This is a genomic window from Nakamurella deserti (genome assembly GCF_003260015.1).
GTDB classification, from domain to species: domain Bacteria; phylum Actinomycetota; class Actinomycetes; order Mycobacteriales; family Nakamurellaceae; genus Nakamurella; species Nakamurella deserti.
Genome location: NZ_QCXS01000004.1, coordinates 418878 through 432382 on the forward strand (window position 1 = coordinate 418878; position 13505 = coordinate 432382).

At 73.2% G+C, this 13505-nt stretch carries 11 protein-coding genes and 1 pseudogene; 6 read left to right on the forward strand and 6 right to left on the reverse strand.

All coding sequences use genetic code 11. From position 1 onward, the window contains the following. A complete protein-coding gene (gene meaB / locus DB033_RS20345; RefSeq protein ID WP_240615996.1) occupies positions 1-1026 on the reverse strand; it encodes a methylmalonyl Co-A mutase-associated GTPase MeaB in 1026 nt (341 codons plus the stop codon). 245 nt (positions 1027-1271) lie between these two features. Between meaB and DB033_RS20350 the strand changes: the two genes are divergently transcribed. From DB033_RS20350 to DB033_RS20365, 4 genes are all read left to right on the forward strand, one after another. Continuing rightward, positions 1272-3095, forward strand: coding sequence for a methylmalonyl-CoA mutase family protein (locus tag DB033_RS20350; RefSeq protein WP_111768773.1), 1824 nt, complete (start codon positions 1272-1274; stop codon positions 3093-3095). After that, entirely contained in the window at positions 3092-5275 is a 2184-nt protein-coding gene (scpA, locus tag DB033_RS20355; protein ID WP_111768774.1) for a methylmalonyl-CoA mutase, read from the forward strand. Before DB033_RS20350 ends, scpA begins: the two co-directional genes overlap by 4 nt. A 128-nt stretch (positions 5276-5403) precedes the next feature. After that, on the forward strand, positions 5404-5874 hold the full coding sequence (locus DB033_RS20360) for a VOC family protein (protein ID WP_111768775.1): 471 nt from the start codon (positions 5404-5406) through the stop codon (positions 5872-5874). Positions 5875-5998: 124 nt separating this feature from the next. Continuing rightward, positions 5999-6370, forward strand: coding sequence for a VOC family protein (locus DB033_RS20365; RefSeq protein WP_111768776.1), 372 nt, complete (start codon positions 5999-6001; stop codon positions 6368-6370). 3 nt (positions 6371-6373) lie between these two features. Here DB033_RS20365 and DB033_RS20370 read toward each other — a convergent pair whose 3' ends face one another. Together DB033_RS20370 and DB033_RS20375 are read right to left on the reverse strand one after the other, a co-directional pair. Continuing rightward, positions 6374-7174 (reverse strand): SDR family oxidoreductase, encoded by an 801-nt coding sequence (locus DB033_RS20370; RefSeq protein ID WP_111768777.1) that lies wholly within the window; start codon positions 7172-7174, stop codon positions 6374-6376. Positions 7175-7213: 39 nt separating this feature from the next. After that, positions 7214-8134, reverse strand: coding sequence for an AEC family transporter (locus DB033_RS20375; RefSeq protein ID WP_111768778.1), 921 nt, complete (start codon positions 8132-8134; stop codon positions 7214-7216). A 131-nt stretch (positions 8135-8265) separates the two neighbouring features. Between DB033_RS20375 and DB033_RS20380 the strand changes: the two genes are divergently transcribed. Together DB033_RS20380 and DB033_RS20385 are read left to right on the forward strand one after the other, a co-directional pair. Further along, positions 8266-11055, forward strand: a complete 2790-nt coding sequence (locus DB033_RS20380; protein WP_111768779.1) for a helix-turn-helix transcriptional regulator — start codon at positions 8266-8268, stop codon at positions 11053-11055. Between the two features lie 237 nt (positions 11056-11292). Then, positions 11293-11592 carry a DUF1540 domain-containing protein gene (locus DB033_RS20385; protein ID WP_111768780.1) on the forward strand — a complete coding sequence of 100 codons (300 nt, stop codon included), beginning with the start codon at positions 11293-11295 and terminating at the stop codon, positions 11590-11592. Positions 11593-11692: 100 nt separating this feature from the next. On the opposite strand, the gene DB033_RS20390 is transcribed toward DB033_RS20385, so the two are convergent. From DB033_RS20390 to DB033_RS20400, 3 genes and pseudogenes are all read right to left on the reverse strand, one after another. Next, a complete protein-coding gene (locus DB033_RS20390; protein ID WP_111768781.1) occupies positions 11693-12556 on the reverse strand; it encodes an aldo/keto reductase family oxidoreductase in 864 nt (287 codons plus the stop codon). Between the two features lie 162 nt (positions 12557-12718). Beyond that, on the reverse strand, positions 12719-13285 hold the full coding sequence (locus DB033_RS20395; RefSeq protein WP_157970834.1) for a GntR family transcriptional regulator: 567 nt from the start codon (positions 13283-13285) through the stop codon (positions 12719-12721). A 6-nt stretch (positions 13286-13291) separates the two neighbouring features. Continuing rightward, a pseudogene (locus DB033_RS20400) lies at positions 13292-13505 on the reverse strand (2-keto-myo-inositol dehydratase); the annotation flags it as partial.

Here is a 13505-nt window from a genome sequence, read left to right on the forward strand (position 1 = left end):
TCAGCCCCGTCCGGGGCGGGTGTCGGCGGAGGGCCCTGCCGGGCGCCCGTCGAAGGCGGCGAGGAGCAGGTCGGCTGCCTCACCGGCCCCCAGCCGGCCCTCGAGGACCTCGGTCCGGACGGAGTCCTGGAGTCGGCTGACCGCCGTGGACCGCCGCAGTCGGTCGGTGAGTTCGTCGGTGACCAGGGTGTGCACGAACGACCACTGCTGGGCTGCGCGTCGGCGGCGGAGCTCGTCGGGTCCGTGGAACGCACGGTGGTCCTGTACGGCCTGCCACACCCCGTCGACCCCGGCGCCGGTGAGGGCCGAGCAGGTGGTGACCACGGGCCGCCAGGCGCCTTCGGGCTGTCCGACGACGTGCAGGGCCTGCCGCAGATCCCGCGCGGCGGAGCGGGCTTCGACGAGGTGATCGCCGTCGGCCTTGTTGACCGCGACGATGTCGGCGACCTCGAGCACGCCCTTCTTGATGCCCTGCAGCTGGTCACCGGACCGGGCCAGGGCCAGCAGCAGGAAGGTGTCGACCATGGAGGCGACGGCGAACTCGGACTGCCCGATCCCGACGGTCTCGACGATGATCACGTCGAACCCGGCGGCCTCGACGAGCGTCATCGTCCGGGCGGTGGTGCGCGCGACGCCGCCGAGTGTCCCGGCGGTGGGTGAGGGCCGGACGAACGCCCGCGGGTCGACGGCCAGTGACGGCATCCGGGTCTTGTCGCCCAGGACGCTGCCGCCGGTGCGCACGCTCGACGGGTCGATGGCCAGCACCCCGACCCGGTGGCCGCGGTCGATCAGGTGCCGGCCGAGCGTCTCGATGAAGCTGGACTTGCCGACCCCGGGGATCCCCGACACGCCGATGCGGCAGGTGTCGACGGCCTCAGAACGGAGCGCCGCCAGCAGGTCCCGCGCGCGGAGCCGGTCGTCGGCGCGGCGCGACTCGACGAGGGTGATCGCCCGGGCGAGGGAGGACCGCGATCCTGCCCGCACGGCGTCGGCCAGCTCGTCCACGGTGGGGCCGGGGCGGCTCACAGTGCCCCCGGTCCACGGGACGCGCTCCGCGGACCGCGGGCGGACGTCACCGTTCTCGGCACCTCCGGGAAGTCCATCTGGCCCTCCTCCGTGTGATCGTGCAGACTGTATGCCAGCACCGCGTTCCATCTATACGATACTCAGTACCATCGAGCCGCGCCGGGCGGAACCGGTCGACCGCCGTCGACGTCCGCCACTGTGGCCCACGCCCGAGATCGTCGCCGACCAGAGGTGGGAATCCGACCATGACGCCGACACCGGAGTCGACAGGACAGGCCGTGGCCGATCGTGGTCCGGCCCGGGAGTGGGCGTCGGCTGCCGCCGCGGTGGCGCGCAGAGCCCGCTTGCTCGGCGACGACGCCCCGGATGAGGACGCCTGGGCGGCGCTGGCGAGGCGCACGCTGGACGGGGTGCCGGTGCCGCCGTTGGGTACGGCGGACCGGGCTCCGCGGCCACTGCCGGGCGCGCGGGAGGGTCGGCGGGACACCGCGGGCTGGGACGTCCGCTCGGTCCTGGTGGGCGGGGACGCCACCCGGGTCGCCGAGGATGCGGTGGCCGAGCTGGAGACCGGGGCGACGTCGTTGGTGTTGACCGTCGGTGGCCCGGGGGTGGCGGTCGCCGACGTCGGGGTGGCGCTGTCGGAGGTGTACCTGGAGATGGCGCCCGTGGTGCTGGACGTCCGCGACGGCGTGGACGAGCTGGAGGCCGCCCGCGCTCTCGTCGCGACACTGCGGAAGCAGGGGGTCGCGCCGGCCATCGGGACGAATTTCGGTGCGGATCCGGTCGGTCGTGCGGTGCGGCGGCGGGCGGTGCCGGATACCGGCGCTGTCACCGGGCAGGTCGGTGCGCTGATGGCGTTGGCCGTGGAGAACGGGACGCTGGCCCTGGTGGTGGACGCGACGGTGGCGCACGACGCGGGGGCGGCGGAGGTCGGTGAGTTGGGTTACTCGATGGCCGTCGGGGTGGCGTATCTGCGGGCGGCTGCGGCTGCCGGGATCGGCCCGGGGGCGGCGGCGGCGTTGTTGGAGTTCCGGTACGCCGCGACGGCGGATCAGTTCCTGACGTTGGCGAAGTTCCGTGCGGCGCGGGTGGTGTGGCGGCGGGTGCTGGAGCTGTGCGGGGTGGGACCGGACGTGGCCCGGCAGCGGCAGCACGGGGTGTCGTCGCGGCCGATGTTGACCCGGTACGACCCGTGGGTGAATCTGCTGCGCGGCACGGTGGGGGCGTTCGCGGCGGGTGCGGGTGGCGCGGACGCGGTGACGGTGTTGCCGTTCGACACGGCGTTGGGGGCGCCGCTGGGTCTGGGCCGGCGGCTGGCGCGGAACACGTCGGCGTTGCTGATCAGCGAGTCCCACACCGCCCGGGTGAACGACCCGGCGGGTGGTGCGTACGCGGTGGAGATGCTGACCGCGGATCTGGCGGCCCGGGGGTGGGCGGAGTTCGGGCGGATCGAGGCTGCGGGTGGTGTGTTGGCCGCGCTGGCCGACGGGTCGCTGTACGCGGGCTTCGACGCGGCCGGTGCGCAGCGTCGCCGCCGGATCGCGGACCGGCGGCTGCCGGTCACCGGGGTCACCGAGTTCCCCGACGCCGGCGAGGAGTTGCTGCCCCGGCCGGCGGGGACGGGCGACGATCAAACGCCGCCGGGATGGGCGGCGGAGTTCGAGGAGCTGCGGGACCGGGCCGGCGGCGGGCGGGTGTTCCTGGCGGTGTTGGGACCGCTCGCCGAGCACAACGCCCGCGCCCAGTTCGCGGTCAACGCGTTGGCGGTGGGTGGGATCGCGGTGGACCGCAGCGGCCCGGACCTCGACACCGCCGAACTGGTGGATGCTTTCGCGCGGTCGGGCCGGTCGGTGGTGTGTCTGGCCGGCACCGACACCGCCTACCGGGAGCGTGGTGCGGAGGTGGTGTCGGCGCTGCGGGCGGCCGGCGCCGGCCGGATCGTGCTGGCCGGCCGCCCGCCCGCCGAGCTCGGCGATCTCGTCGACGACCACCTGGCTGTCGGCGGGGACCTGTTGGCCCTGCTGCGCCGTACCCACGACCACTTGACCCGGGAAGAGGTTCAGCGATGACGTCGACCGCCGGTATCCCGGACAGCTTCGCCGACCTGCCGCTGGGCGACGGTCCCGGTGAGAGCGCTGCAGCCACACCGGTTCCCGACGCTTCCCCGTGGACCGCGCCGGAGGGCATCGAGGTGAAACCGGTGTACACCGCGACCGACGTCGAGGGTCTGGAGTGGCCGTCGGGGTTTCCGGGGGTGGCGCCGTATCTGCGGGGGCCGTATCCGACGATGTACACCACGCAGCCGTGGACGATCCGGCAGTACGCCGGGTTCTCGACCGCTTCGGAATCCAACGCGTTCTACCGCCGTAATCTCGCCGCCGGCCAGAAGGGGCTGTCGGTGGCGTTCGACCTGCCGACGCACCGCGGCTACGACTCCGACCACCCCCGCGTCACCGGCGACGTCGGGATGGCCGGGGTCGCGATCGACTCGATCCTGGACATGCGGGAGCTGTTCGACTCGATCCGGCTGGACGAGATCAGCGTCTCGATGACGATGAACGGCGCGGTCCTGCCGGTGCTGGCGCTGTACATCGTGGCGGCCGAGGAGCAGGGGGTGCCGCCGGAGAAACTCGCCGGGACCATCCAGAACGACATCCTCAAGGAGTTCATGGTCCGCAACACCTACATCTACCCGCCGGAGCCGTCGATCCGGATCATCTCCGACATCTTCGCCTTCACCGCGGCGAGGATGCCGAAGTTCAACTCGATCTCGATCTCGGGCTACCACATGCAGGAAGCCGGGGCCACGGCCGACCTGGAGCTCGCCTACACCCTGGCCGACGGGGTCGAGTACATCCGGGCCGGCGTCGCCGCCGGGCTGCCGGTGGACGCGTTCGCGCCGCGGTTGAGTTTCTTCTGGGCGATCGGGATGAACTTCTTCATGGAGATCGCCAAAATGCGCGCCGCCCGCGCCCTGTGGCACCGCCTGACCGGCCAGTTCGACCCGCGCAACCCCAAATCGCGGATCCTGCGGGCGCACTGCCAGACGTCGGGATGGTCGCTGACCGCGCAGGACCCGTTCAACAACGTCGCCCGCACCTGCATCGAGGCGATGGCCGCCACCCAGGGCCACACCCAGTCGCTGCACACCAACGCCCTCGACGAGGCCCTCGCGCTGCCGACGGACTTCTCCGCCCGGATCGCCCGCAACACCCAGCTGTTCCTGCAGCAGGAGAGCGGCACCACCGCGATCATCGACCCGTGGGGCGGCTCCTACTACGTGGAACGGCTCACCGCCGACCTCGCCGACCGCGCCTGGCACCACCTGGAGGAGATCGAAAGCCTCGGCGGCATGACCAGGGCCATCCAGGCCGGCATCCCGAAACTGCGCATCGAGGAAGCCGCCGCCCGCACCCAGGCCCGCATCGACTCCGGCAACCAACCCGTCATCGGCATCAACACCTTCCCGCTGGCCGACCCCGAACCGCTGCAGGTCCTCAAGATCGACAACCGCTCCGTCCGCGCCGCCCAGGTCGCCAAACTCCGACGGCTGCGCGCCGAACGCGACAACGATGCCGTGACCGCCGCTCTCGACGCGTTGACCGGTGCCGCCTCGGCGGCCGGCGGGGCGCCGGACCTGTCGGACAACCTCCTCGCCCTGGCCGTGGACGCCGCCCGGGCGCACGCCACCGTCGGGGAGATCTCCGACGCCCTGGAACGCGTCTACACCCGGCACACCGCGGTCATCCAGACCATCTCCGGGGTCTACCGCGCCGAAGCCCAGGCCTCCGGCGGCGAGAAAGCCGTCGAACGCACCCTCGCGGCCACCGACGCGTTCGCCGAGGCCGCCGGCCGGCGGCCCCGCATCCTCATCGCCAAGATGGGCCAGGACGGGCACGACCGCGGGCAGAAAGTGCTGATCTCGGCGTTCGCCGACCTCGGCTTCGACGTCGACGCCGGGCCGCTGTTCGCCACCCCCGAGGAAGTCGCCCTGCAGGCCATCGACAACGACGTCCACGTCGTCGGCGTCAACTCCCTCGCCGCCGGCCACCTCACGCTCGTCCCCGCCCTCAAGACCGCCCTCGCCGCCCAGGGCCGCCCCGACATCGGCATCGTCGTCGGCGGAGTCATCCCACCCGCCGACATCCCGGAGTTGATCGAGGGCGGAGCACTCGCGGTCTTCGGCCCCGGCACCGTCATCGCCGACGCCGCGCTCGAAGTCCTCCACCACCTCACCCCCGACCACTGACCACCGACCACCGACCGCGTACGGACGCCCGCCGTCGTGGGACCTCGTCGGCCATCCGTCCACCGAGCGCGCCGGCCGGGCGCGAGCGATGATCGAGTCCCGGGGGCGACACACGCCAGGAGGTCGCGGTGGTGCAGTTCGAGGGTGTCAACCACGTCGCGCTGACCGTGACGGATCTCGATGTCAGTGAGCGGTTCTACTGCGACGTGCTCGGCCTGACGATGGTGCTGGATCTCGGACACGGCCGCCTGTGTCTGGACCGACGCAGCGGATTCTCGGTGGCGCTGCTGCATCCACCGGACAGCTCCACCGACACCTTCAGCCCGCTACGGACCGGGTTGGACCATCTCGGCCTGACGGCGGGATCGCGCGCCGACCTGGAGGAGTGGGAGCGCCGGCTGCAGGACGCCGGGGTCCCGTACTCGCCCATCCAGGACATGCCCCTCGGCTCCCACCTCAACTTCACCGACCCGGACGGGATCGCCCTGGAGTTCCAGGCGCCCAACGACCTGTACGCCGCGATCCTCGTCGAGCTGTCGGCGACCCGGATCTCCGACGAGGAGATCCGCCGCCGCGCGGCCGAGCTGCTGGGCGGCTGAGGCACCGTCCGGCCCGGCGTCGTCGTCCCGGCACCCCGGAGGCACGCGGTGGCGACCCCGTCGGCTGGCCGTGCCGCGTCGTCCGGCGCATCATCGACTCCGACCGAACTCCTGTGGAGGGACCATGTTCCGCGACGCCCCGGCCTTCAGCGGCTTCTCGGTGGACGACACCGACACCGCCCGCACCTTCTACACCGAGGTCCTCGGCCTCGACGTGGCCGAGGAGCACGGCATGCTGACGCTGCACCTCGGCGGCGGCGGGACGGTGTTGGTCTACCCCAAGGGGGAGGCGCACCGGCCGGCCACCTTCACCGTGCTGAACTTCCCGGTCGCCGACGTCGAGGCCGCGGTCGACGCGCTGACCGCCAGGGGCGTGGAGATCCTGCGCTACCCCGGCATGGAACACGACGAGCGCGGCATCATGCGCGGCGGCGGGCCGCTGATCGCGTGGTTCAGCGACCCCGCCGGCAACGTGCTGTCGGTGCTGGAGTCCTGACGCTCAGGACGCGGTGCGCCAGTCGTCGGTGGTGATGTCGGAGCCGCCCTGCGGCCCCATCTGCAGCATCCCACCGTCGACGACGTAGGAGGCGCCGGTGACGTAGCTCGCCGCCGGCGACGCGAGGAAGGCGATGACCGCGGCCACCTCCTCCGGCGCACCCGGCCGTCCGAGCGGCACCCCCGGGCGCTTGTCGCCGCTCGGGTCCTCCTCCTCGTTGCCGGTGAGCGGGGTGGCGATCTCGCCCGGCGCGACCGTGTTGGCGGTGATGCCGTACCGACCGAGCTCCAGCGCCACGGTCTTCATCAGTCCGCCGGTGGCGTGCTTGGCCGCGTCGTAGGCCGCCGACCCGACCCGTGGCGCATGCTCGTGAACGCTGCTGACCACGATCAGCCGACCGCCGTTCCCGGCCTCGACCATCCGCGACGCGGCCCGTTGCACGCAGACGAAGACGGCGTCGAGGTTCAGCGCCATGTCCTGGCGCCAGGTGTCGTAGCCGTACTCCAGGAACGGCCCGTTGATGCCGCCGCCGGCGTTGTTGACGAACACGTCCAACCCGCCGAGCTGGTGGACGAGGTCGTCGATCACGTCGGCGCAGCCGGGCAGGTCGGTGGCGTCGAAGTGCGCGACGACGGCCTTGCGGCCCAGCGCCCGGACCTGGCGGGCGGTGTCCTCGGCGCCTTCGTCGTCGGAGTGCCAGGTGATCCCGACGTCCATCCCGGCCTTCGCCAGGGCGATGGCCGTGGCCTTTCCGATCCCCGAATCCGATGCGGTCACGATTGCGAACTGCGGTGTGAATGCCATGGTGCCGTTGTACCCACCGACCCCGGGGCGGTATGCGGGTCAGCCGAGGAGCGCGGCGACCACGGTCAGCGCCACCGGCGCCAGCAGGGTGGTCAGCAGGATGACCTCCCGTGCCTGGTCGACCCCGACGCGGTACCGCGAGGCGTGCGTGAAGATGTTCTGCGCCGCCGGCAGCGCCGCGATGACCACCACCGCGAGCAGGGTCGGCCCCTCCAGCCCGAACACCAGGGCCGCCAGCACCCACGCGAGCACCGGCTGCAGGACCGTCTTCAGGGCGACCGCCAGCCACACCATCGCACTGTCCTCGCCGCGCCCCGGCGTGCTCGCCCCGCGCAGCGAGATGCCGTACGCCAGCAGCATCGCCGGCACCGCCATCCCGGCGATCAGGTCCACCGCGTCGCCGAGTGGGTGCCAGAGCGTCAGGCCGGTCACCGACACGACGATCCCGGCCAACGCCGCCACCACGACCGGGTTGCGCAGCGGTGTCGCGACCCGCCGCCACGCCGGCACTCCCCCGGCCCCCTGCGCCAGGTCGATGACGGTCAGCGCCACCGGCGTGTACAGCACCATCTGGAACAGGATGACCGGGACCATCAGCGACGCGTCACCGAGGACGTAGGAGGCGATGGGGATCCCGAGATTGCCGGCGTTGACGTAGCTGGCCGACAGCGCACCGATCGTCGTCCGGCCCACCCCCCACCGGCGCAGCGCCCCCACCACGACGAACACGCCCGCACAGACCAGGGTGGCGAGCACCGTCACCAGCAGCGGCTGCGACAGCAGGACGGCGAGGTCCGACGCGGACGTCAACGCGAACAGCAGCGCCGGGGTGGCCACGTTGAAGGTCAGCAGTGACAGCACCTCGCGGCCGCTGGCACCGAGCACCGTCCAGCGGCCGAGCAGGTATCCGACGCCCACGACGACGGCGATGACCGCGAAGCCGCTGATCACGCCGCCCACCGCACCCCCAGCCCTCGGGGGTCCATTCTCGCCGGACCCGCCGTGCGGCCGGTGTTTCGTGACCGGCGTCTCCAGGGCCCGGCCGGAGTCCGGACCGCGCAGGGCCGTCGCGGCCCTCCTAGGCTGGGCGGGTGGCGACTGTGTTGTTCTCCCGCGGCGACGAGACGGCCGTGCTGGACCGGGTCCTCACCGACGCCGCCCGCGGCGAGGGTCGCGTGGTCGTCCTCGAGGGACCGGCGGGCATCGGCAAGACCGCCCTGCTGGAGTACCTGCGGGACGAGGCGGCCGACCGGGGTCTGCGGGCGCTGACCGCCCGCGCGTCCGAACTCGACCGGGCCTTCGCCTACGGCGTCGTGCACCAGCTCTTCGAGCCTGCCCTGGCCGCTGTCGGCCCCGACGACCGGCACCGCCTGTTCACCGGGGCCGCCGGCCGGGCCGCGGCGCTGTTCAGCGGCAGCGACACCACCGAGGAACAGGGTTACGCCGTGCAGCTGGGCCTGTACTGGCTGACGGTGAACCTGACGGAGCACCGGCCGGTGCTGTTGCTGGTGGACGACCTCCAGTGGGCCGACCTGCCGACGCTGCGGTTCCTGGAGTACCTCGGCCGGCGGCTCGACGGCCTGCCGCTGGCCCTCGTGGCCACGGTCCGCTCGGCCGAACCCGACACCCCCGTCGACCTGCTCGCCGAGATCACCCACGGACCGTCGGCGACGGTGCTGCGGCCGGCACCGCTGGACACGGCCGCGGTGGCCGACGTGCTCGCGCGGGCGCTGGGCGCGCCGCCCGAGCCGGGTTTCACCGCCGCCGCCCGACAGGCGACCGGCGGCAACCCGCTGCTGGTCACGCTGCTGGCGCGCGAGGCGTCGGCGCTGCACCTCACCGGTACCGACGCCGAGGGCGGTCGGCTCACCGCGCTCGGCGCCCCCGGGGTCGCGCCGACGGTGCTGCGGCGGTTGCGGCCGCTCGGCCCGGACGCCACCACCGTCGCCCGCGCCGCCGCCGTGGCCGGCGAACGCGGGACCCTCGACGACCTCGTCGCGCTGACCGGCCGCGACCGTGGGTCCGTGGTCCGCACGCTGGAGACGCTCGCGGCCGCCGCGGTGCTGCAACCCGGTTCGTGGACCTTCGTGCATCCGCTGGTCAAGGCGGCGGTGATCGGTTCCTGCCCGCCCGAGCTGCTGTCGGCGATGCACCGGGCGGCGGTCGACCGGCTGCGCGGGCGGGGCGCCCGCCCGGCCGAGATCGCCCTGCACTGGCTCGCCGTCGCGCCGGCCGGTGATCCGCAGGCCGTCGAGGATCTCGTCCGGTCCGCCGCCGCGGCCGCCGCCGAGGACGCCCACGAGGCCGCGATCGCGCACCTGCACCGCGCGCTGGCCGAACCGCCGTCCGCCGGGCGGCTTCCGGGCGTGCTGCTGGCCCTGGGCGAGCTCGAGGTCCGGTTGCAACTGCCGGCCGGCCCGGACCGGCTCCGGCGCGCGGTGACGCTGCTGCCGCCGGGCAACGACGCCGCCCGGGCCCGGGCCGCGCTGGGCAACCACCTGGTGCACACCGACCCGGTTGCGGCACTGGACGAGGTCCGCCGCGGCCTGGAGGAGGCGACCGACCCGGCACTGAAGCTGCGCCTCGAGGCCTTCACGCTGGAGGCGTTGATCCTGCCGGAGGCGTTCCCGGAGGCGCGGGCGGCGGCCTTCGCGGCGGCGCGGGCCGACCCCTCCCCGTCCTCGATCATGCTGGCGCACCTCGCGGTGAAGGAGGCCTGCTCCGGACGACCCGCGCCACGGGTGCAGGCGATGGCCGAACGCGCGCTGGCCGACGGATCCCTGATGGCGGCCGTCGGGCCGGCCAGCACAACCTGGAACCTGCTGACCCACGCCATGCGGTTCACCGAGTCGGCGCAGCGCTGCCGCGAGGTGCTCGAGCAGGGTGAGGAGCTGGTCGCCGAACACGGGTTGCGGGAGGCCCGGTTCTTCGTCGACCAGTCGTGGGGGTACTGGCACCGCGACTTCGGGTCGGTGGCCACCGGCGCCGCCCGGTCGCTGCTGTGCCTGGAGAACCTGCGGGAGCTCGGCTTCGACCTGACGGTGCCCGTCGCGGCCGCGGTCGCCGTCGAGAACCTCGTGCACCGCGACCGTCTCGAGGAGGCGGCGGCGGTGATGGACCTGCCGTTGGGGCCGGCCGAGCACACCTTCATGGAACCGTTCGCGCTGACCGCCCGCGGCTACCTGCGGCTGTTGCAGGGTCGCCTCGACGAAGCCGAGGCCGACCTCCGCCGGGTGGTGGCCTTCGACGCGCACCGCGGCTGGGTCATCCCGAACGCGACCCGCGGCCGGCTCCGACTGGCCGAGGTGCTGGTCGCGCGGGGCCGCCGCGACGAGGCGCGGGAGCTGACCGAGCACGACATCGCCGTGGCGCGCGCGGCGCAGCTTCCCGGCTCGGTCGGGATGGCGTTGCGCGTCAAGGCCCTGACCTGCGCCACCGAGGAGGCGATCACCGTGCTCACCGAGGCCGTCGCCGTGCTCGAGGACACGCCGTACCGCCTCGAGACCGGCTGGGCCCAGCACGACCTCGGGGCGCGGCTGGTCCGCGCGGGCGACCGTGCCGCCGCCCGGGAACCGCTGCGCCGCGCGCTGGACGCCGCCGCCCGCACCGAGTCGCTGCGGTTGGGCCGCCACGCCCGCCGCGAACTGGAGGCCGCCGGCGCCCGACCGCGCCGGGACCACGTCACCGGCACCCAGGCGCTGACCGCGGCGGAGCGCCGGGTCGCCGACCTCGCGGTCGAGGGTCTGACCAACCGGCAGATCGCCGAGTCGCTGTGGGTCACCCTGAAGACCGTCGAGATCCACCTGTCCCGCACCTACGCCAAACTCGGCGTCACCTCCCGCAGGGATCTGCCCGCCGCCATGGGCGCCGTCGTCGGCTGACGTCAGGCCTGCCTCACCTGAATCGGGCGGCCGTCCCGCGCAGACGCCCCGCCGACCGTGCAGGTATGCCTTGCCTCAGTAAGCCGAGCCTTCCCTGACACCACCCCTGAGCTGGGAAAACACCGGAGCGAAGGGCTGTTCTCGGCGCCGCGCGGGTACTACGGTCGGCAGTGGCGGGGGGTCGCGGACGACCCCGGCCCGCCACCCCGACACCGCCCCAGCCCCCGAGGAGACACCATGACCGCCAGCCTGGAGATGCGCCCGATCGACGAGTGTTCGGTCACCGGCTGCTCGTACAACGACCACTCGTCGTGCCACGCGCACGCGATCACCATCAGCGGCAGCGCGTCCGACGCCGCCTGCGCGACGTTCATCCCGCTGGGCAGCAAGGGCGGCCTGTCGTCCGTGCACGGCTCCATCGGCGCCTGCCAGCGAGCCGAGTGCACCCACAACGCCTCGCTGGAGTGCACCGCGTCGTCGGTGCGGATCGGCGCCGGCGCGAGCACCGCGGACTGCCTCACCTACCAGCCCAGCTGACCGGCCGGCCCCACCGTCACCCCGGGACGGCTCCTCCCGCCGTGCGGAGCCGTCCCGGGGCGTTGTCCTCTCCGGACCGGGACGCCGTCCCCGGGGCCGGTCAGCCGCCGATGGCGTCGAGTTCCGCGACGACCTCGGGGCTGAGCCGGAGCCCCGCACCGGCCACGTTCTCGCGGAGATGGTCGACCGACGACGTCCCCGGGATGAGCAGGATGTTGGGTGAGCGCTGCAGCAGCCAGGCCAGCGCCACGGCCATCGGGCGGGCATCGAGCCGGGCGGCGATCCCGTCCAGCGTCTCCGACTGCAGCGGCGAGAAACCGCCCAGCGGGAAGTACGGCACATAGGCGATGCCCTGCTCGGCGAGGCTGTCGATCAGCTCGTCGTCGCGGCGATGGGCGATGTTGTACATGTTCTGCACGCACGCCACCGGCGCGATGGTCTGCGCCTCGGTGACCTGCTCGAGCGTCACCGTACTGAGCCCGAGATGCCGGATCAGGCCCTGCTGCTGCAGCTCGGCCAGCGCCTCGAACGGGCGGGCGACCGAACCGGGCTCCGGGGTGTCCAGGCCACCCAGTCGCAGGTTGACGACGTCCATGGCCTCGAGGCCGAGCCGCTCCAGGTTCTCGTGGACCTGCTGGACCAGCTCGGCCGGCTCACGCGCGGGCGGCCAGCCGCCGTTCTCGTCGCGCCGGGCGCCGACCTTGGTGACCAGGTGCAGGTCCTCCGGATACGGCGAGAGCGCCTCGCGGATGATCTCGTTGGTGACGTACGGGCCGTAGTAGTCCGAGGTGTCGATGTGGTTGATGCCGAGTTCGACGGCCGTGCGCAACACCGCGATCGCGGCGTCGCGGTCCTGCGGCGGGCCGAAGACGTGGGGGCCGGCGAGCTGCATCGCGCCGTACCCGACGCGGGTGACCTCGAGGTCGCCGATCCGGTACGTGCCGCCGGGGAGGGTCTGGGACATGGGAGTGCCTTCCTGCTCGTCGCCACGCGGGGCGAGCGCGCTCCATTGTGCGGCCGGGCGTCGGCCCGGTGGGCGAGCGGACGCCGGTCGGTCCCTCCCGGCGGTCCGCTCCTCCGGTGAGGACCTCGCGGTCGGCGTGACGTGCGGACAGGACGGGCCGGGTCAGCGGGCACCGTCGGGGGCGTCCCCGGTCCACCGGCCAGGGCCGCGGTCGGTGTCGCCGGGTGGATCGTCGAACGAGAGGTCACTGACGAAGGTGAACAGCCGCGGGTTGTAGACGTGCTGGGTGTGTTCGACGGCCACGCCCTCGCGGTCGTAGGCGATGCGGCTGGAGGTGAGGACGGTGCACGGCTCACGTTCCTGCAGGAGTCCGCACTCCTCGCGGGTCGCGAGCCGGGCGTGGATGCGTTGGGTGGCCAGTCGGAGGTGCACGCCCTGCTGTCGGAGCAGCTGGTGCAGGCCGCCGCCGGTCAGCGATGCGGCGGCGGTCGCACCGATCTCGTGGGTGAGGTAGTTCTCCAGGACCGCGAGCGGTCGACCGTCGACCAGCCGGAGCCGGCGCAGGTGTGTGAGGGGCCGACCGGGGGCGACGCCCAGGCGGGTCGCCACGAAACGGGTCGCAGCGACGGTGGTGTGGCGCAGGACGACGGTGGTCGGTGTCAGCCCGGCGTCGGTGAGATCGTCGAAGAGGCTGCCCAGGTGCAGGGTCTGGGCGAAGTGCGGCGGCACGATCGTCTACGAATAGGGCCAGCGTCGGACGGGTCCGAGGCCGCAGGCGGTGAGGTAGCCGGCGGCGCGGGCCTGGATGGCGAGCGGGACGTCGGGTTCCACCGGGTACAGGTCCTGTTCGAGGATGGTGAACACCTCCCGGTCGAGGGCGGCGAGGGCGTCCAGCAGCGGCGGGACGGCGGGTTCGCCGTAGGGCGGTTCGACCATCACGCCGAGCGGG

Coding starts and splice junctions, on each gene's coding strand:
- DB033_RS20370 (WP_111768777.1), bottom strand. CDS start 7,174: ATGGCATTCACACCGCAGTTCGCAATCGTGACCGCATCGGATTCGGGG.
- scpA (WP_111768774.1), top strand. CDS start 3,092: ATGACGTCGACCGCCGGTATCCCGGACAGCTTCGCCGACCTGCCGCTG.
- DB033_RS20385 (WP_111768780.1), top strand. CDS start 11,293: ATGACCGCCAGCCTGGAGATGCGCCCGATCGACGAGTGTTCGGTCACC.
- DB033_RS20390 (WP_111768781.1), bottom strand. CDS start 12,556: ATGTCCCAGACCCTCCCCGGCGGCACGTACCGGATCGGCGACCTCGAG.
- DB033_RS20365 (WP_111768776.1), top strand. CDS start 5,999: ATGTTCCGCGACGCCCCGGCCTTCAGCGGCTTCTCGGTGGACGACACC.
- DB033_RS20350 (WP_111768773.1), top strand. CDS start 1,272: ATGACGCCGACACCGGAGTCGACAGGACAGGCCGTGGCCGATCGTGGT.